This is a genomic window from Bacteroidales bacterium, assembly GCA_035353855.1.
Lineage (GTDB): Bacteria > Bacteroidota > Bacteroidia > Bacteroidales > CG2-30-32-10 > DAOQAK01.
On the sequence record DAOQAK010000008.1, the window covers coordinates 37,528 to 55,950 of the forward strand.

The window sequence follows — 18,423 nt, forward strand, 5'->3', positions numbered from 1 at the left end:
CGGTATTATTCTTCTTCGTTTACATTCCCACGTTCTTTATATCTTTTATAAACCGTATAAATCAAGCCATCGCCAAGTCCTATGCGGGGAACAAAAACATAATCTGTTTTGGTGTTTTTCATAATGTAAATAAAAATTTCGGCAGCAGGAATAATAACATCGGCGCGGTCGGGGCGCATGCCCATATCTGTAATGCGTTCCTGTAAAGTCAAACTGCTTAATTCTTTGAGTCCCTTTTTTAAATGGTGATAACTTAATGAACTGTCGGGTTGTGTGGAATAAAGTTTCGAGAGTTTATTAATGTTTCCGCCGGAACCTATAAGATAGATTTTTCCGAAATCGTTTTTGAATTGATCAAGCCATGTTTTTAAATTTTCCCATTCTTCTGCATGAGCTTTTGCACTAAGGATTCGGATGGTGCCTAACTGAAACGAGTTGGAAGCAAGCAGCACACCATCTTTTATTACCGATATTTCGGTACTTCCACCGCCAACATCAATATACATGGCGACATGATATTTCTTTTCTATCAAAATATTGTTGGATGCACATAATATCCGCGCTTCTTCAATACCATCAATCACACGTACATCAATTCCCGAAGCGTTTCTTATACTTTCAATAATTGCTTTATTGTTGCTGGCTTCACGCATTGCCGATGTGGCGCAGGCAATATAATCAACAGGTTTGTAAACATCGATAAGGAGTTTAAAAGCATTCATTGTTTTCAGAAGGTTGTAAACCCTTTGTTCGGATATGCTTCCGGTATTGAAAACATCTTCACCCAGTCGTAACGGTATGCGTATAAGCGAAGCTTTCTCAGCTTTAGGAATTCCGTCAATCTCAAAAACATTAGCGAAGTAAAGTCGTACAGCGTTCGAGCCTATATCAATTGATGCAAAAAGCATATAGTAATATTTTTAATTTATTTTATCAGGTACAAATTTTTTCAGGTAATTGTATATCTCTACCTGGGAGCGGATTTTTTTACCTTTGGTAATTTTGTACTGGTTATAGTTTTTACTGGAAAGCAGCCTTGCCTTAGTGTTATCCGAAAGCTGAATGTTCAGTATATCGAGCAATTCCTTTTGAAGGTTTTTATCTTCAATAGGACAGGTAACTTCAACACGGTAATCCAGGTTGCGCTTCATCCAGTCGGCTGATGAAATATAGTATTTGGGTTTATCGTTATTACAGAAAACAAAAATCCTGGAATGTTCAAGAAAGCGGTCTACAATACTTATAATTTCGATGTTCTCGCTCAACCCTGGAATTCCGCTTTTCAATATGCAGGTGCCACGCGCGATGATTTTAATTATTACTCCTTCATGACTTGCATGGTAAAGTTTATGGCACAGTTCCATATCAATAAGGTTATTCAGCTTTAAAATGATCCATGCTTTTTTACCTGCACGGGCATTTTCAATTTCCCTGTCAAGCATTTTATTTAAAAAGTTACGAAGGTAAAAAGGCGAAACAATAAGCTTATCGAATGATAACGGGTTATATTTATTTTCAAATAATGTGAATACTTTATCAACATCCTGAGCTATCGAAGGATTGCAGGTGAAAAAGCTTTCATCGGCAAATACCTTTGCTGTTTCTTCATTATAATTTCCTGTGCCGATATTGCAGTAATATACATTTTCTCCTTTTTCTTTTCTTTTAATAAGCATAAGCTTGGAATGAACTTTCAGCCCGGGTATACCGAAAATTATTTTTACGCCTTCATCAATTAATTTTTCCGACCAGTGGATATTGGCTTCTTCGTTGAAACGAGCCTGCAGCTCCATGTATACCGTAACTTTCTTTCCATTGCGTGCGGCATTCACCAAAGCGTTTATAACGTTTGAATCGCTGGCAAGCCGGTACAATGTCATTTTAATTGATCTGACATCGGGGTCGATAGAAGCTTCGCGTAAAAGGTCGATCACATATTCAAACGACTGGTAAGGAAAATGCAATAAGATATCTTTTTGCTTTATACAACTGAAAAATGAACGGGTAAGGGGAAGGTCTTTATGATGAAGTGGCTTGAGTACCGGGAATTCCAGCTTTGATGAACCGATATTAGGAAAATCAATGAAGTCTTTAAAATTATGATACCTGTCGCCACCAATTAAATCGTCGCGGTCAGAGATTTTGAATTTTTTTATCAGGATATTCAAAAGGAAATCGGGAATGTTCCTGTCGTAAATAAAACGTACCGGGCGTCCCTGTTTTCGTTGTTTTAAACATTCGGAAATAAGTTCCATGAAGTTCTTTGAAATATCGTTGTCGATATCCATTTCAGCATCACGGGTAAATTTTATGGTGTATGCCTGGAAAATATTGTAATCGAAAATGCTGAAAATATCTTCAAGGCAATAACGGATAATGTCGTCGAGGATGATGATGCAATTGCGTTTATCGGTTTTGGGAAGAATCAGAAAACGGGAAACATTGCCTGTAGGAACTTTGATAAGTGCAAAATCTTCATGTTCCTGGTCTTCCTTTTTCTGCATATGTACCGCGAGGTATATGGATTTATCTTTAAGCTTGGAGCTGTGCTCAAAGTTTTTGATCATGATGGGGAACAAGTGTGGCCTTACTTTATGATGGAAATAATTTTTTACATATTCCCCCTGTTCTTTATTCAGTTGTTTTTCGTTGAGGATAAAAATATTTTTATTGGCCATTTCTTCAACGATTTGCCTGTAAACAGAAACAAAATCCTTTTGTTGCTTTATGACGATTTCATTAATTCTTTTTAGGTTTTCCTTTGGGTCGAAGCCGTCGTAATCGTGTGCAGTTACAGGAAGCGTGGACATTCGTGAAAGGGTAGCAACGCGAACCCTGAAAAATTCATCAAGGTTATTTGAAAAGATTCCCAGGAATTTCATTCGTTCAACCAGTGGGGTTGAAGGTGTGGCGGCTTCCTGCAAAACGCGCTGATTGAAATAGAGCCAGCTGATTTCCCTATTGATAAAATTATTAAGAGAAATATTTTTTTGCATTAATCAAGCATTTTTGGAAATAGAACGAAGTTGGTTTTACATGAAGCTTTAGGAATGTCAGTCCATTTGTCTGTTTTAAATTCTAAAGAAATAACGCCGGAAGTGGGTAGCAGGTCTATTTTTTCATCAAGAAAAATATTAGCAAATTGTGTGAGTGCAGGATTATGCCCAACTATCATTACAGAATCCACTTCATCGTTTAATGAAAAAAGTAAATTAAAAATTTTGTCTTCATCAACCTGGTAAATGTTCCTGCTTATTTCAATTCGTTCTACCGGGAAGAATATTCCGGCAGCAATAAGCTTGGCAGTTTCATGCGCTCTTTTAGCATGACTGGAAATAAGTAAATCCAGTTTTACATTTTTTTCATTCAGTTGCTTGATTATTTTTTTTGTTTTATTGATGCCCTTTTCAACCAGGGGTCTGTCAACATCAGGTAAATCAGGAAAATCCCATGATGATTTTGCATGGCGCACAACATATAAAGTCTTCATGAAAACAAATTTAATTGTATAAAATCTAAAACATTTTTAATATTCGTTCTAATCATCTTTACTAAATCAAAGATGATTAGAACGAGTTATGCCAATTTATCCGGTTTGTCGTGGCTGAGAACAAAATAATATTTTTGCAGTTACCACAACGACCAGTTATGTATCGGTTTTAAGTAAGTCTGTTAATATGCAAACAAAGGCATATCTTTCGTAAGCTCCAGAACTTTTTCTTTTACGTTGCTTATCACTTTCTCGTTATCAATATTGCTGATTACTTCATCTATCATTTCCACGATCAACGGCATGTGTTCTTCTTTCATGCCACGGGTAGTGATAGCCGGTGTTCCAACGCGAAGCCCTGAAGTCTGGAAAGGCGAACGGCTGTCGAATGGAACCATGTTCTTGTTTACAGTGATGTCAGCTTTTACTAAGGTGTTCTCAACAAGTTTCCCGGTTATTTCAGGGAATTTAGTGCGCAGGTCAATAAGCATTAAATGATTGTCAGTGCCGCCGCTTATTACCTTGTAACCTTTATCGGTAAAGCATTTCGACATTACCTTAGCATTCTTCATTACTTGTATTATATATTGCTTGTATTCTTCAGATAAGGCTTCGCCAAAGGCAACAGCTTTTGCAGCGATAACATGTTCCAGCGGGCCACCCTGAACACCCGGGAATACGGCAGAATCAATCAATGCCGACATCATCTTTATTTCTCCTTTCGGAGTGGTATATTTCCATGGATTTTCAAAATCTTTTCCGATAATGATAATACCGCCTCTTGGTCCGCGTAATGTTTTATGTGTTGTAGAAGTGATGATATGACAATAAGGAACAGGATTATTCAATTGTTTCCTGGCAATAAGCCCGGCAGGATGTGCAATATCAGCCATCAGGATGGCTCCTATTTTGTCGGCAATTTCACGCATGCGTTTATAATCCCAGTCGCGTGAATATGCTGAAGCGCCTGCCAGTAATAATTTCGGTTTTTCTTTCAGCGCCACTTCTTCCATCTTATCGTAATTGATAACGCCTGTTTCTTCTTCTACGCCATAAGAAAGAGCATTAAAATACATGCCTGAAAAATTAACAGGTGAACCATGTGAAAGATGTCCGCCGTGAGCAAGGTTTAATCCCATGAATGTATCACCGGGTTTTAAGCAGGCTAAGAAAACAGCCATGTTTGCCTGTGCGCCTGAGTGAGGCTGAACATTGGCATATTCAGCGCCAAACAATTCTTTAAGCCTGTCGATAGCGAGTTGTTCGGTTTGATCTACCATCTGGCAACCGCCATAGTAACGTTTACCGGGATAACCTTCTGCATATTTATTGGTCATGCATGAACCCATTGCCTGTAAAACCTGATCACTTACGAAATTCTCAGAAGCTATTAGTTCTATACCGTGCATCTGACGTTGTAACTCTTTATTGATGATGTCAAAAACTTTTTCGTCTTTTTTCATTTGATGTAAAATTTGTTTAGTTCTTCAAAATTAAAATTTATTAAGATATGTGTATAATTTTTAATGAAAAATATGATGAAATAACATTATCTAAGAATAAAATTTATACCCGTTCTTATCCATTTTGAAAAAATGATTAGTACGAGTTATGCCGATAGTAATGCTTGTTGAAAGATTATTTTTGTAGTCGCCGCGGCGACCTGTTACACATTGGTATAATATCATTCCCGGTATACTTGTATTTTAAGAGGTTTGGCTCGAAAGGAAAATGTATACCGACAGAAAAGAGTTTTGCAAAAATATTTTTTGTTTTCTGTACGGTATAACTCGTTCTAAAAAGTTTTGCCTTTGCAAACCTGATAAGAACGAGTATAATATGAGCCTTATTTCATCAGGTTCACTTTACCTGTATACAAATGCCTTTTTCCGCTAAAATCTTTAAGCTCTACTATCCATGAGTATACTCCCTGTGGTGCAACATCGCTTTTTCCCATTTTTTTCCCATCCCAATATTCATAATAATTATTGGTTTTAAAAACTATTTCGCCCCAGCGGTCATAAATATCCATTTCATAATTATTCAAATCAAAGCCTTCGCCAACAGGGTAGAAATAATCATTTACTCCGTCGCCGTTAGGTGTGAATGTATTGGGAACAAAGAAGGTAAATTCAGGGTTTACAATAATTGTTTTTGAAATGGAATCGATACATCCGAATTGACTGATAACAGTTAATACTACATCATATGAACCGGAATTGTTGAAATAATGTGTGGGCGATTGTATATCGGAAAAATTTTCACTTAATGAAATTTCATCATCAAAATTCCAATTCCAGTAAGCTGCATCAGTTGAGATGTCAGTAAAAGTAACTGTTGAATTTAATATGGAAATGACTTCAGGATCGTAATAGAAATTTGCTTCGGGTATCGGGTATACTTCAATATATTCCTGGTATGTAGCGCTGTCGGTACATCCATGAGTGGTAGTAGCATATAGCGTTATGGAATATTTTCCCGGTAAACTGAATGTGTGTGAAGGAGACTGCAACGCAGAATGATTATTGATTCCCGATTGAAAATCACCGAAATTCCATAACCAGCTTGAAATAGCAGGTGAACTGCTGTCAGAGAAATTTACAGTTAAAGGAACACAACCTTTAATGGTATCCCCTGCAAATAGTATTTGTGGTAAAGGATACACGGTGATCAAAATGGAATCAACTCCCTGCGGGGAATTACAACCATCGGTAACAGTAACAACATATGTAGTACTTGTAGTTGGCGATATAGTAATGGTTGATGTGGATATTCCAATTCCATTATTCCAGTAATAAACATAGCTTCCATTTCCACCTGTTGCAGATGCTGTTAATTGTGTACTTTCACCATAACAGAAAGAAGAAGGATCAGCTGTAACGGTAACATAAATAGGTGGAGAAACATATACAGTAAGTGTTTGTGAAGGTACCGTACATCCGTTTTCATCGGTTACTGAAACAGTATAAGTCGTGGTTGATGTTGGGTTAACATTGAAACTGCTTCCGGTACCAAGACCATTGTCCCATGTAAAGATGTATGAACCTGTACCGCCGCTTGCATTAGCGCTTATAGTTGTACTCTGGCTGTTGCAAATAGTAACGTCGCCGCTGTTCGATAATATTAATGCAGGAGGTTCTCCAATATTTATTGATGTTGAAGCGCTACATGAATTTTGGTCTGATATAGTAACGGAATAAGTTCCTGCCTGGATATTCAATGCTGATGAATCGCTTGACACGGAAGGATTCCAGTTGTATATATAAGCCGGAACACCTCCTGAAACATTTAAAATGATTGAACCATCAGAACCAGAATGACAATTTACACTGTCGGAAGTGTAGGAATAAGTAAGTAACGGAGGTTGTGAAATGGTAAATGTTGTATCTTTTGAACATCCGTTGGCATCAAGCACGGTGAACGTGTATGTTCCTTCTGTTAAAGTAGTAACGGAGTTAATATTTCCCGCAGTTCCTGAAGGTAGCCATGAATACTGATAAGGGAATATTCCTCCGCTGACTATTGCCAGCGCAGTTCCGTTATTTCCTCCGTAACATGAAACATTGGTTGTTGTTAAATTTATAAACAGAGGTTTTGGCTCTAATAAGGAAATGCTATCAACAGTAACACATCCGTTATTATCAGTTACAGTTACTGAATATGCTGTGTTATCTGACAGGTTCTGTATTTCCCGGGTTGTTTCCTGTGTGCTCCATAAATATTGGTAAGGCGGCGCACCTGAAGCATTAACGGAAACGGCGCCATCATTAGCATTATTACATGAAATAGGATGCGTAATGATTATTGATACGGTAACTTGTCCAACTACTTGTGATTGGCTTGTAGTGGTTGAACAACCGTTTTCGGTTACGGTAAGGGAGATATTATAAGTTGAAGGGGAAGCCCATGAAATTTGATATGGACCTTGTCCTGTGCCGCTCACAACAGTTCCTCCATTAAAATCCCAATCGTAAGTTGCAGCTGTTCCTGCATTCCCGATGTAATTTATTTCAGAAGTTTGTCCAACACATATTGGTGATAACAATGTGAAACCTGAAGCAGGAACCGGGCTAACTGTAATTATTATATCATCAGTGGCGGAACAGCCATGGGTGTCGCTAATGGTTACAATATAAGTTGTAGTTGTGGTAGGGTTTGCAACAGGGTTTGCAATGGTTGTAGAAGATAATCCCGTTGATGGACTCCATGAATAATAAGTTCCTCCGATTGCTGATAAGTTTGTGCTTTCGCCATTGCATATTGCCTGGTCGGTACCTGCATTTACAGGTAATGAAGTATAAACGGTTAAAGTCATATTATCCGTTGCCGAACATCCGTTTGCATCGGTTACTGTAACCGTGTAAATTGTTGTAGAAGTAGGATTGGCAGCAGGGTTTGAAATTAATGGATTATCGAGGTAACTTGTCGGACTCCATGAATAAATGGTTCCACCGCTGGCATTTAATGTTGTTGAACTGTTAATGCAGATTCCCTGGTCTGGGCCTGCATTTGCCGGTGGAAGCGGATTAACAGATACCAGCACATCATCAGAAGCAGTACAGCCATTAGCGCTTGTTACTGTTACAATGTATAATGTGTTTGAAGTCGGGCTGACGTTTGTGCTTTGTGATGTGGCAGTATTGCTCCATGAATAACTAACACCTCCGTAAGCAGTAAGGTTTGCATTTTGCCCTGAACAAATGATCTGGTCGGTTCCTGCATTTGCAGTGGGCGAGGGGTATACCGTTACAACTACATTTATTGGTGTACCGGTACATGAATTAGCAACAGGAGTTACAATATAAGTTACTGTTCCGTTTGAACTTCCCGGGTTAGTTAAAGTTTGAGAAATGATATTTCCTGTTCCGTTTGAAAAACCGGTAATACCGCTTGCAGAACTTGCTGTCCATGAAAAAGTGGTTCCTGCAACAGTTGAAGATAAATTGATACTTGTTGTTCCCCCGGTACAAAATGATTGAGTTGATGGTGTAGCAGAAGCAATAGGTAATTGATTTACTGTTATTGTAGCGCTTCCACTGGAGGTGCCGGTACAATTCGCATCAGTTGCTGAAACTAGCGAATATGTGGTAGTTGTTGATGGTGAAACAGAAAAAGTATAAGGCGAAGATGTAATATTGCTGATTGTAGTATTGCTGCTTCCATTTGAATATACAACAGTCCATGGCGAAGCTCCTGCTAATGCAATTGTAAGGTTTGTGCTATTACCTGCACAAATAGTAGCATTTCCGCTTAGAGTTCCTGTTGCCGGGCAATTACAGGTTTTGGTTCCGCTAATTACTTGAGGATTGCAATTATAGTTATCAGTTATAGAAAAACTATATGGTGAACCACTATTTATCCATCCACTGGTATATGTGTATGGAGAACCCGGTGTTATTGTGCCTGATGGTGTAACAGAATATGCCGAAGGATTTCCTCCGCTGATATTGAATGTAACCTGGTATTGAGTAAATGGTCCGTTGCATATAGTATTGATATTTGAAACAACAATTGCCGGATCTACTGAAATTGTAGCAGAGCCGCTTACTGTACCTGTACAGTTGGCATCGGTAACTGATACAGGAGTATATGTTGTTGCTGATGTTGGATTAACGGTAATGGTTGCAGGGCTTGAATTTAATGTTACTGTATGATTTGTGCCGTCATTGTATGTGTATGTCCAGGGTGCAGTTCCGGTTAAAATAACCTGCAGGTTTGTATTTACTCCCGGGCATATTGTTGTAGTACCGCTCAAAACAGCTGTTGGTTTTGGGTTAACGGTGATAACAACGTTAACCGGCGTTCCGGAGCAGGTGTTTGCCGTTGGAGTAATCGTGTAGGTAACTGTTCCTGCTGATGCTCCCGAATTAGTAAGTGTTTGAGCTATTGAATTTCCGGAACCGCTTGAATAACCCGATATACTTCCGGTTGCGCTTGCGGTCCATGAATAGGTTGTTCCGGTTACATTAGATGATAATGAAATTCCTGTAGTTCCTCCAGAGCAAAGGGTTTGAGATGTTGGAGATGCAGTAACAACAGGGATAGGATTTATAGTGATGGTAGCAGTAATTGGAGTTCCGGTACAAGAATTTGCGACAGGTGTGATAGTATAAGTAACCGTACCTGCCGAGGTTCCCGTATTTGTAATAGTTTGAGCTATTGAATTTCCTGATCCGCTTGAATAACCCGTAACACTTCCGGTAGCGCTTGCTGTCCATGAATAGGTAGTACCAATAACATTTGAAGATAAGGCAATTCCTGTGGTTCCGCCGGAGCAAATTGTTTGTGAAGATGGCGTAGCAGTAGCAACAGGAATAGGATTGACATTTACGGTCAAGTTATCTGTTACTGTTATTTGTGCGGAGTTACAGTTTGTATAAACTATTTGTGCGGTATATGTTGTGGTATTTGCAGGAGAAACAGTAGTTGTAGCACCGGAAGCTATCTGGGTACTTCCCTGCCACCATGATACCGTGTAATTTTGAGTTCCGTTAGGAGTGAATCGCCATGCTTCATTGGAGGTTTCCCATGCTCCTGTGTTTCTTCCCGGAGGTGTAAATCCCAATGTGCCTGCTGCATTTTGTATACCTATACATTTGTTTCCATCATTCCAGTCACTGCAAAGAGGTGCATTCTGTATGTATACTTCTATTACATTGGTAGATTCGTATAAAACTATCATATGAGTTGCAAGCAGGGAATTACAAGAAGTTTTAAACATGGCAACATCTTTCCAGCTGACTACAAAGGTTCGGCATGGATATGACCCATAAGTGTTATAATACATATCACCGGCGACAGACGGATCGATATCATGATAAGGTCCGAATATGAATGGTCCAAGGCTTTTCCATGGATTGTTAGTAGCATAATAAACGATATCAGGATTAGGACAGGATTCTGTATATTTCCACTCGCACCATTTTCCTGCGTTGGTAAGATTAAACGAGATCATTCCGTTTGAACCGGCAACCAACTGTGTATATGAATTTCCAAAGAAACAAAATGTAAAAGGAATATTTAAAGCAGAAGTCCAGGTGTCATCGATATTTACGAGTACAGGAGTTCCTGCATTATACGAGTATGGCGGAGCATAAGGAATAGACGATACCGAATAAGTTGTTGTTGCACCGGTTGCCAGGTAAGTTGATGAAAGATTTGCGCTGTTTCCATTACATATGGTCTGGTCGTTTCCTGCATTAATACTGGCGCATCCGGGTTGAGAATAGATTTGTAACTGGAATAAAAATAAACAACTAAGAAAAATTATTCTGTATTTTGTCTCTTTGTTCATACGCTCTTCCTTCTTTCTTTTTCTGTAATTGTTTTTAAATTAAAGACGTAATAAAAAAAATTATGGTTGCTTATTTTTTCATAATAATAATGTGTTACCGTAAAAATACCACATTTTCAAGGCAAATCATAGAAAAATATACGTTTTTTCAACAAATTTTAATGCTCTGTACATTCAGTACTAAACAGATTTAGAATGCTGTTACGAGTTTTAATTAGGTATGCATACTTATGCATTTAAGTAGTTACACGAAGTGAAATTTTTCTTAAAATCAAGGTGTTGTAAAGAAAAATGATAAAAAATCAAGGTTCCGATATACTAAAAAAAAGAAGAGAGAATAGATGAAATTTTATTAATAACCTGATGAAAGAATATCTGCAATGTGGATGGTTTTTATCGGGGAATTATGTTTTTTAATATATGCTTCAATATGCATAAGACAGGATGCTTCTGTAGATACAATATACTCTGCGCCTGAATCAATGGCATGCTGAACTTTTTGTTCGGCCATTGCTGTTGAAATAGCTTCATTCTTTACAGAAAATGTCCCTCCAAAACCACAGCAAGTATCATGGTTTTTCATTTCATGTATTTTTATGCCACGTACATTTTCCAGCAATATCCTTGGTTCGTCTTTAATTCCGTATTCACGAAGGGCGGAGCAGGAATCGTGATACGATACAATACCATTAAAAGAAGCGCCAATATCCTTAACATTCATAATATTCACAAGAAAGTCAGTGAATTCAAAAATGTTTTTTTGAAGCTGTTTGTACTCATTGTGTAATGCAGTGTTGTGAAATAATTCAGAATAATAGTTACGAACCATGCTTACGCATGATGCGGATGGCGCAACAATATAACGATCGTTTGGAAAATCGCGGATAAATTTTTCACCCATACATTTTGCATGTTCCCAGAAACCACTGTTGAATGCAACTTGTCCGCAACAGGTTTGTTCTGTATTATAATTAACCCCAATATCAATTTTTTCCAGGACTTTGATCATGTTGAATGCAGTCTGTGGGTAAATCTGATCAATAAAACAGGGTATAAAAATATCAACAACCATATTGCAAAAATTCAGAATTCTATTACTATGCAAATTTATAAAAAATATCAGATAATTGATTTCTTTTAAATAAGAGGGAATGAAGAGGGAAATATTTTTTTATTTTTGCAAATTATTGAAAATATTGTGTAAAGCAGGCTATGAATAATTATAAACATCTTTTTTTCGATCTTGATAAAACGTTATGGGATTTCACCGAAAATACAAAAGAAACTTTCGTCGATCTGTATAATATTTTTAATTTAAAAGAATATGGAGTATCAAGTCCTTTTGCTTTTCATAAAGCATATGAAATACATAACGACAAACTTTGGGATTTATATAGGAAAGGAGAGGTTGAAAAAAGTTTTCTGACTAAAGAAAGATACATTCGTACGTTAAAAGATTTTGGAATTTTTGATGAGAATTTAGCTGTTGAATTTTCAAAAAAATATATTGAGTTAGCTCCGAATAAAACAAAATTGATCGACAGCGCTCTTGATGTATTGAATTATCTGTATGAAAAGTATTCACTTCATATAATAACAAATGGGTTTAATGAAGTACAGTTTTTTAAATTAAAAAATTCAGGACTATCAGCATATTTTAAAACGGTTACTACTTCGGAAGATGCGGGTTATAACAAACCGGATAAAAGAATTTTTATTTATGCCTTACAAAAAGCAAGTGCTGTAAAATCAGAAAGCATTATGATTGGTGATGATATTTCGGTTGATATCATGGGAGCCTGTGAAGCAGGGATAGACCAGGTTTTCGTAAACCTGGAAAATAAAATCCCGAAAGTACGTGCCACTTATGAAATAAAATCGCTGAAAGAGTTGATGGAAATATTTTAATAAATAAATTAAAATTCGGCAATAATCGTTTTTCCTCCGCGAACGTTTTGCCCGATTTTAACTTTGATGTTTGTACTCAAAGGGAGAAAGACATCAACGCGCGAACCGAATTTTATAAAACCCAATTCTTCACCTTGTTCTACAATTTTACCTTCTGCAGCTTTGCATACAATTCTTCGGGCTAAAGCTCCTGCAATTTGCCTTATCAGAATTTCCTGGTTGTTATTATGTTCCAGAACAATTGTGGTGCGTTCGTTTTCTTCCGATGATTTGGGATGCCAAGCAACAATGTATGAGCCCGGATGATATTTGTAATATTTTATTTTTCCTGCGCAGGGATACCTGTTTAAGTGAACATTTAATGGCGACATGAAAATGGATAATTGCAAACGCCTGTCTTTGAAAAATTCATTTTCCATGACTTCTTCAATGACCACAATTTTCCCGTCGGCAGGCGAAAGAAGATAATCATGACTCAGTTGCATGTCTCTGCGCGGAGAACGGAAAAAATAGACGATCAGCAGAAATAAAATGATAAATGCAGTGAAAGCAAAATATTTTATATATGTATATCCCGGTAAAAAAATATAAAGTAATATAGCTGCACCTGTCAGAATTAGAAAAGAAATCAAGATAATCAAATAACCTTCTTTATGAATTTTCATGGGTATTAAATAAAAAATTTAAGATAAAAATAAACAAAAGGCGCCGAAAGCAGAACCGCGTCAAACCTATCGAGTACTCCACCATGCCCAGGGAAAAAATTCCCTGAATCTTTAATGTTAAGGTTTCGCTTTAGCATTGACTCCACCAGGTCGCCAAATGTTCCGAAAATAATGATCAATATTGCTGTAATAATCCATTGTTGTGTTGTTAATGAAGAATAATTTAAAGATAATAATATAGCAAGTCCGATACAAAATACAGCGCCTCCAATTAATCCTTCCCAGCTTTTTTTAGGTGATATGCGTTCAAATAAACGGTGCTTGCCAAGCCATATTCCTGTTAAGTAAGCAAAGGTATCGTAAGTCCACAATAGCAGGAAAAATCCTATCAGGATCACTTTATCAAATGAATTTTCATGGGTTACAATATGGGGAAGCGATATTAAAATGCTTAATGGTATTGCAATATATATCAAACCCGTAATGCACACTGAAATATTCTGAAATGCTTTTTCCGATTTCCTGTAAAGCTCGATAATAAATAAGATCAGGATGTAAAGAAAAATAACAAAATAATATTTTTCTGCATGATCAATGTCTATCAACTCCGCATTCTTAAATACAGTGATCAGAAAGATACATAACCCGGTAATAATGCCATGAATTTTTAATGGACGTATATAATTTTTTTCCTGGAGTGAATAAAATTCCCATAACCCGGCAACAGTAAATACTACAAAAACACCGGCAAATAACATATAGTCGATTAGTATGGATCCGATCACTGCTATAACAAATATAGCCCCGGTTAGTGTTCGTTGCAATAAGTTGCTCACAGTTTATTTTTTATTATGATTTGTTTAGCAAGTATCACATCGTTGGGATGAACATGAACTTCAATATCGCCAATGTGATATGCTGAATCTTGTTTATTCACAATTACACTATCAATATTATTATCTAAAAGCACAGCCTGAACAATCTCTGCTTTATGAATTACTGCCGAACTGTAAATACAAACCCAGTTCATAATACTGATATTTTTTAGATTTGGTTATTTATTGAATCATCAACAAGGAAAACATATAATTCGCATGGTCCATGTGCACCCATTATAAGTGTTTTTTCAATATCGGCGGTACGGCTTGGACCGGTAATCATTGAAATCATCGAAGGCATTTTTTCATATTTGGTTTTTATCCCGTTCAAAGCTTGTTTTATATCGGGAACAATTTGTGATGTATATGCAAAAACAATATGTACCGGGGGAAAAACAAATGAACGTCTACCGCATTGTTGTTTTGATGACACCATTATACTGCCCAGCCTGGAAATAAGAAATTCGCATGATGTAATTCCAACTTCAGTATCAATAAAATCTTCATCATCCGATAAAAAAGGAATATTATTTTCAGTAAGTATTTTGTTCACCTTATCTTCTTTACAAAAAATATTTATCCAATGATTTTCTGTTATTAGCGCCTTTAGTGTTTCGGCAAGATCCTGTTCGGATTCGCAATAAACAAATTTTCCTGATGCTTTAATAAATTCTTCCGCAAATATGATATCCGGTGATTCATTCGTTTCTTTGTAAATATTTGAATCAAAATCAATATCAGGAAACGGATTCGGCATTTTATGAATCAATGCATTCCTTACTTTTTTTAATACCTTTTCTCTGGAAGTTGCTTCATCCATTTTATGTGATATTATTTAAATTAGTATCGTTTGAAACTCCCAAATCATTAATGTTTTCAGGTGTTTTGTCTTCAATATCATCCGGGTTTGTTTTGTCTGGAATTTCAGTATTTTTTGTAACAGAATTTATTTCTTTATTTTCCTCGTCAAAATGTCTTTTCCCGAATATTTCTTCAAGGTCTTCTCTGAAAATTACTTCTTTTTCAAGTAACCTGCTGGCCAGTTTATTTAATTTGTCTTTATTTTCAGTAAGAATTTCTTTCGCAGTATTATAAGCTTTTTCAATCAGATCTTTCAGTTCCTTATCAATCGTTTCTGCTGTAGCTTCGCTATATGGTTTAGTAAAAGAATATTCTGAAGCTCCTGTAGAATCATAATAACTAAGGTTGCCAATATTCTTATTTAACCCATAATATACAATCATTGCATAAGCCTGCTTGGTGATTTTTTCAAGGTCATTCAAAGCGCCTGTGGAAATTTTACCGAAAATAATTTCTTCGGCAGCTCTTCCTCCAAGTGTAGCAACAAGATCATCGAACATTTGTTCGAATGTGGTGATCTGTCTTTCTTCGGGTAAATACCATGCTGCTCCTAAAGCTTTACCGCGAGGAACTATTGTTACTTTGATGAGTGGGTTGGCATATTTTAACATCCAGCTTACAGAAGCATGTCCGGCTTCATGATAAGCAATAACTTTTTTCTCTTCAGGTGAAATTATTTTGCTGCGTTTTTCAAGCCCGCCAACGATCCTGTCGATAGCATCAAGGAAATCTTGTTTTTCAATAGTTTTTTTATTATTCCTTGCAGCAATAAGAGCGGATTCATTACAAACATTGGCAATATCAGCGCCTGAGAATCCGGGAGTTTGTTTTGCAAGAAAATCAGTATCTACAGTAATATCGAGTTTCAAAGGTTTAATGTGAACTTTGAAAATGGCTTTACGTTCTTCAAGATCAGGAAGCTCAAGATGAATCTGCCTGTCGAATCGCCCTGCACGCATTAATGCGCGGTCGAGTATATCAGCACGGTTTGTGGCGGCAAGAATAATTACCCCCACATTGGTTCCGAAGCCATCCATCTCGGTCAATAATTGATTCAGCGTATTCTCTCTTTCATCGTTAGCGCCGGTAATCGCATTTTTGCCTCTTGCTCTTCCTATTGCATCAATCTCATCAATAAAAATAATACAGGGTGCTTTTTCTTTAGCCTGACGGAACAGATCACGTACACGTGAAGCGCCTACTCCTACAAACATTTCAACAAAATCGGAACCGGATAACGAGAAGAATGGAACTTTGGCTTCGCCTGCAACAGCCTTAGCCAATAATGTTTTTCCTGTTCCCGGAGGACCAATTAGCAATGCTCCTTTAGGGATTTTTCCTCCGAGTTCGGTATATTTTTTAGGATTTTTAAGGAAATCAACAATTTCCATGATTTCCACTTTAGCTTCTGCAAGACCTGCAACATCATTGAAATTTATATTTACAGTGGTGTCCTTATCAAATAATTGTGCTTTTGATTTTCCTATATTAAAAATCTGACCGCCGCCACCACCGGCTCCTCCACCCATTCTTTTCATTATCCACATCCAGAAAATTACCAAAATTGCAATAGGTACCAGCCATCCCAGTAATTGTCCGCCCCAGTCGCTTTCTTTATCCCTGAGCACTTTTAAATCATCGAACTGTTTTTTGATAAATTGAATTTTTGCTTTTGGAACATTTAATGTGTCACTAAGTATCTTACTTTCTTCTTTAGTTAATTCATTAAAAAATGATTCATTAGAAACCTGGAAATAAAAATGAGGTCCTGCATTTAAACCTCCGCCAAGACTTTTGTTTATTTCTTCGTATTCTTTCTTTTTAAGACTGTCTTTTTTTATATAAACCCTGGCTTCTTCATTATTGATGATTAATAATTTTTCAACATCGCCTTTTGACAGCATTTTTACAAAATCCGATAAATTGGTTTCTTTGGAAGAAGTATTCCATCCTCCCATGAACTGGAGTCCTAAAAATACTACAGCAAGAATTCCGTAAATCCAATAGAAACTAAAACCATTCTTTGGTTTTTTTATATTGGGATTGAATTTTTTATTTGGGTTTTGATTTTTATTTTCATCCATTTTTTTGAACTCCCTAAATGTTATTCTGATTTAATATTTATTACTTCTGCATCAGCCCAAAGGCTTTCTATTTGATAAAAACTTCTGAATTTTTCCTGGAAAATATGAACGACTACATCTACATAATCAAGAAGTATCCATTCTGCATTTTGAAAACCTTCCCTGTGCCAGGGTTTTAATCCTGTTGTTTCCCTTACCTCGCGTTCTATTGATTCGGCAATAGCTTCTACCTGTGTTGAAGATGTTCCATGACAGACAATAAAATAATCGCTAACCGCATTGTGTATGTTCTTCAGGTTCATACTAACGATATTCTTCCCTTTTTTTTCCTGTATTCCTTTTATCACTATTTCTGATAATGAATCTGAAATATTTGTTTTCTTTTTCCTTTTTGCCATTCAATAGTTAAATTTGCAGTTGACAAAGATAATCATTTTGTAAAAACACTCACTTACTGATTGCTAACCTCAAGATTAAATCCAGATAATGATAGGGAAAAATATTATAAGATTAACAGAAACTGCTTCTACCAACACTTATGCCGCAACCTTGCTGATGGCAGAAAAACCTGTAAATGGAACACTTATATTCACAACATCTCAAACCAACGGGCGTGGACAACAAAATAATACCTGGGAAAGCGAAAGTGGAAAAAACCTGGCGGTCAGTGTTATACTTTATCCTGATTTTATAAAACCTTCGGAACAATTTATTTTAAACAAAATTATTTCTTTGGCAGTTCTTGATTTTGTAAGAAAAAATATTCCTGTCAGTATGTCACCTAAAATTAAATGGCCTAATGACATTTATGTCGGAGAAAAAAAAATTGCAGGAATTTTAATTGAGAATTCAATTTCTGGAAACCGCATCGAATACGTAATTGCAGGAATAGGAATTAATATCAACCAGGAAAAATTCAGTAAAAATATTCCTAATCCTGTTTCATTAAAATTAGTTTCAGGTAAAGAGTTCATTATCGGGAATTGCTTAGATGAACTTTGCGAATCATTAAATGCAAGGTATATGCAATTGTGCAGAAATGATTGCGAATTGCTGAATTCAGAATACCTGAATAATCTTTATCGTTATAATCTTTATTCAAAATATAAAGTTGAAGATTCTTTTTTATTCGCAAAAATTGTCAGTGTTTCAGAATTTGGTAAATTGCAGCTTGAAAATAAAGAAGGCAAAATTTTTGAATTTGCTTTTAAAGAAATAGAATACGTTATATAAAAATAATAAA

At 36.5% G+C, this 18,423-nt stretch carries 14 protein-coding genes; 2 read left to right on the top strand and 12 right to left on the bottom strand.

Annotation, left to right across the window (positions count from 1 at the left end):
- Positions 1 to 5 precede the first annotated feature (5 nt).
- The 6 genes from PKK00_03190 to PKK00_03215 form a co-directional block, all read right to left on the bottom strand.
- A complete protein-coding gene (locus PKK00_03190) occupies positions 6 to 908 on the bottom strand; it encodes a rod shape-determining protein (GenBank protein HNW97402.1) in 903 nt (300 codons plus the stop codon).
- A 12-nt stretch (positions 909 to 920) separates the two neighbouring features.
- On the bottom strand, positions 921 to 2,996 hold the full coding sequence (gene ppk1 / locus PKK00_03195) for a polyphosphate kinase 1 (protein ID HNW97403.1): 2,076 nt from the start codon (positions 2,994 to 2,996) through the stop codon (positions 921 to 923).
- Entirely contained in the window at positions 2,996 to 3,490 is a 495-nt protein-coding gene (locus PKK00_03200; GenBank protein ID HNW97404.1) for a histidine phosphatase family protein, read from the bottom strand. The genes ppk1 and PKK00_03200 overlap by 1 nt, the downstream gene beginning before the upstream one ends.
- A gap of 182 nt (positions 3,491 to 3,672) precedes the next feature.
- Positions 3,673 to 4,953 carry a serine hydroxymethyltransferase gene (glyA, locus tag PKK00_03205; GenBank protein HNW97405.1) on the bottom strand — a complete coding sequence of 427 codons (1,281 nt, stop codon included), beginning with the start codon at positions 4,951 to 4,953 and terminating at the stop codon, positions 3,673 to 3,675.
- A 383-nt stretch (positions 4,954 to 5,336) separates the two neighbouring features.
- On the bottom strand, positions 5,337 to 10,784 hold the full coding sequence (locus tag PKK00_03210) for a gliding motility-associated C-terminal domain-containing protein (GenBank protein ID HNW97406.1): 5,448 nt from the start codon (positions 10,782 to 10,784) through the stop codon (positions 5,337 to 5,339).
- Between the two features lie 352 nt (positions 10,785 to 11,136).
- Positions 11,137 to 11,856: a (Fe-S)-binding protein gene (locus tag PKK00_03215; protein HNW97407.1), complete on the bottom strand. Its 720-nt coding sequence runs from the start codon at positions 11,854 to 11,856 to the stop codon at positions 11,137 to 11,139.
- A 140-nt stretch (positions 11,857 to 11,996) separates the two neighbouring features.
- Between PKK00_03215 and PKK00_03220 the strand changes: the two genes are divergently transcribed.
- Positions 11,997 to 12,692, top strand: coding sequence for a YjjG family noncanonical pyrimidine nucleotidase (locus PKK00_03220; GenBank protein ID HNW97408.1), 696 nt, complete (start codon positions 11,997 to 11,999; stop codon positions 12,690 to 12,692).
- A gap of 8 nt (positions 12,693 to 12,700) precedes the next feature.
- Here the strand turns inward: PKK00_03220 and PKK00_03225 are convergent, their stop codons facing one another.
- Genes PKK00_03225 through rsfS form a run of 6 tightly spaced genes read right to left on the bottom strand, consistent with a single transcriptional unit; the run spans position 12,701 to position 17,578 of the window.
- Positions 12,701 to 13,357, bottom strand: coding sequence for a phosphatidylserine decarboxylase family protein (locus PKK00_03225; protein ID HNW97409.1), 657 nt, complete (start codon positions 13,355 to 13,357; stop codon positions 12,701 to 12,703).
- A gap of 5 nt (positions 13,358 to 13,362) precedes the next feature.
- Positions 13,363 to 14,193: a phosphatidate cytidylyltransferase gene (locus PKK00_03230; GenBank protein HNW97410.1), complete on the bottom strand. Its 831-nt coding sequence runs from the start codon at positions 14,191 to 14,193 to the stop codon at positions 13,363 to 13,365.
- Entirely contained in the window at positions 14,190 to 14,387 is a 198-nt protein-coding gene (locus PKK00_03235) for a DUF2007 domain-containing protein (protein ID HNW97411.1), read from the bottom strand. Before PKK00_03235 ends, PKK00_03230 begins: the two co-directional genes overlap by 4 nt.
- 14 nt (positions 14,388 to 14,401) lie before the next feature.
- On the bottom strand, positions 14,402 to 15,055 hold the full coding sequence (locus PKK00_03240) for a lactate utilization protein (protein HNW97412.1): 654 nt from the start codon (positions 15,053 to 15,055) through the stop codon (positions 14,402 to 14,404).
- 1 nt (position 15,056) lies between these two features.
- Positions 15,057 to 17,180, bottom strand: a complete 2,124-nt coding sequence (gene ftsH / locus PKK00_03245; protein ID HNW97413.1) for an ATP-dependent zinc metalloprotease FtsH — start codon at positions 17,178 to 17,180, stop codon at positions 15,057 to 15,059.
- Between the two features lie 20 nt (positions 17,181 to 17,200).
- The gene (rsfS, locus tag PKK00_03250) at positions 17,201 to 17,578 is read right to left on the bottom strand and encodes a ribosome silencing factor (GenBank protein HNW97414.1); all 378 of its coding nucleotides are present in this window, start codon (positions 17,576 to 17,578) and stop codon (positions 17,201 to 17,203) included.
- Positions 17,579 to 17,666: 88 nt separating this feature from the next.
- On the opposite strand from rsfS, the gene PKK00_03255 reads away from it, so the two are divergent.
- Complete coding sequence (locus tag PKK00_03255) at positions 17,667 to 18,413, top strand: biotin--[acetyl-CoA-carboxylase] ligase (protein HNW97415.1); 747 nt, start codon at positions 17,667 to 17,669, stop codon at positions 18,411 to 18,413.
- Positions 18,414 to 18,423 lie beyond the last annotated feature (10 nt).

What these genes read in the sequence shown, in the direction of transcription:
- PKK00_03190 (HNW97402.1), bottom strand. Translation starts at nt 908, where the DNA reads ATGCTTTTTGCATCAATTGATATAGGCTCGAACGCTGTACGACTTTAC.
- ppk1 (HNW97403.1), bottom strand. Translation starts at nt 2,996, where the DNA reads ATGCAAAAAAATATTTCTCTTAATAATTTTATCAATAGGGAAATCAGC.
- PKK00_03200 (HNW97404.1), bottom strand. Translation starts at nt 3,490, where the DNA reads ATGAAGACTTTATATGTTGTGCGCCATGCAAAATCATCATGGGATTTT.
- glyA (HNW97405.1), bottom strand. Translation starts at nt 4,953, where the DNA reads ATGAAAAAAGACGAAAAAGTTTTTGACATCATCAATAAAGAGTTACAA.
- PKK00_03210 (HNW97406.1), bottom strand. Translation starts at nt 10,784, where the DNA reads ATGAACAAAGAGACAAAATACAGAATAATTTTTCTTAGTTGTTTATTT.
- PKK00_03215 (HNW97407.1), bottom strand. Translation starts at nt 11,856, where the DNA reads ATGGTTGTTGATATTTTTATACCCTGTTTTATTGATCAGATTTACCCA.
- PKK00_03220 (HNW97408.1), top strand. Translation starts at nt 11,997, where the DNA reads ATGAATAATTATAAACATCTTTTTTTCGATCTTGATAAAACGTTATGG.
- PKK00_03225 (HNW97409.1), bottom strand. Translation starts at nt 13,357, where the DNA reads ATGAAAATTCATAAAGAAGGTTATTTGATTATCTTGATTTCTTTTCTA.
- PKK00_03235 (HNW97411.1), bottom strand. Translation starts at nt 14,387, where the DNA reads ATGAACTGGGTTTGTATTTACAGTTCGGCAGTAATTCATAAAGCAGAG.
- PKK00_03240 (HNW97412.1), bottom strand. Translation starts at nt 15,055, where the DNA reads ATGGATGAAGCAACTTCCAGAGAAAAGGTATTAAAAAAAGTAAGGAAT.
- ftsH (HNW97413.1), bottom strand. Translation starts at nt 17,180, where the DNA reads ATGGATGAAAATAAAAATCAAAACCCAAATAAAAAATTCAATCCCAAT.
- rsfS (HNW97414.1), bottom strand. Translation starts at nt 17,578, where the DNA reads ATGGCAAAAAGGAAAAAGAAAACAAATATTTCAGATTCATTATCAGAA.
- PKK00_03255 (HNW97415.1), top strand. Translation starts at nt 17,667, where the DNA reads ATGATAGGGAAAAATATTATAAGATTAACAGAAACTGCTTCTACCAAC.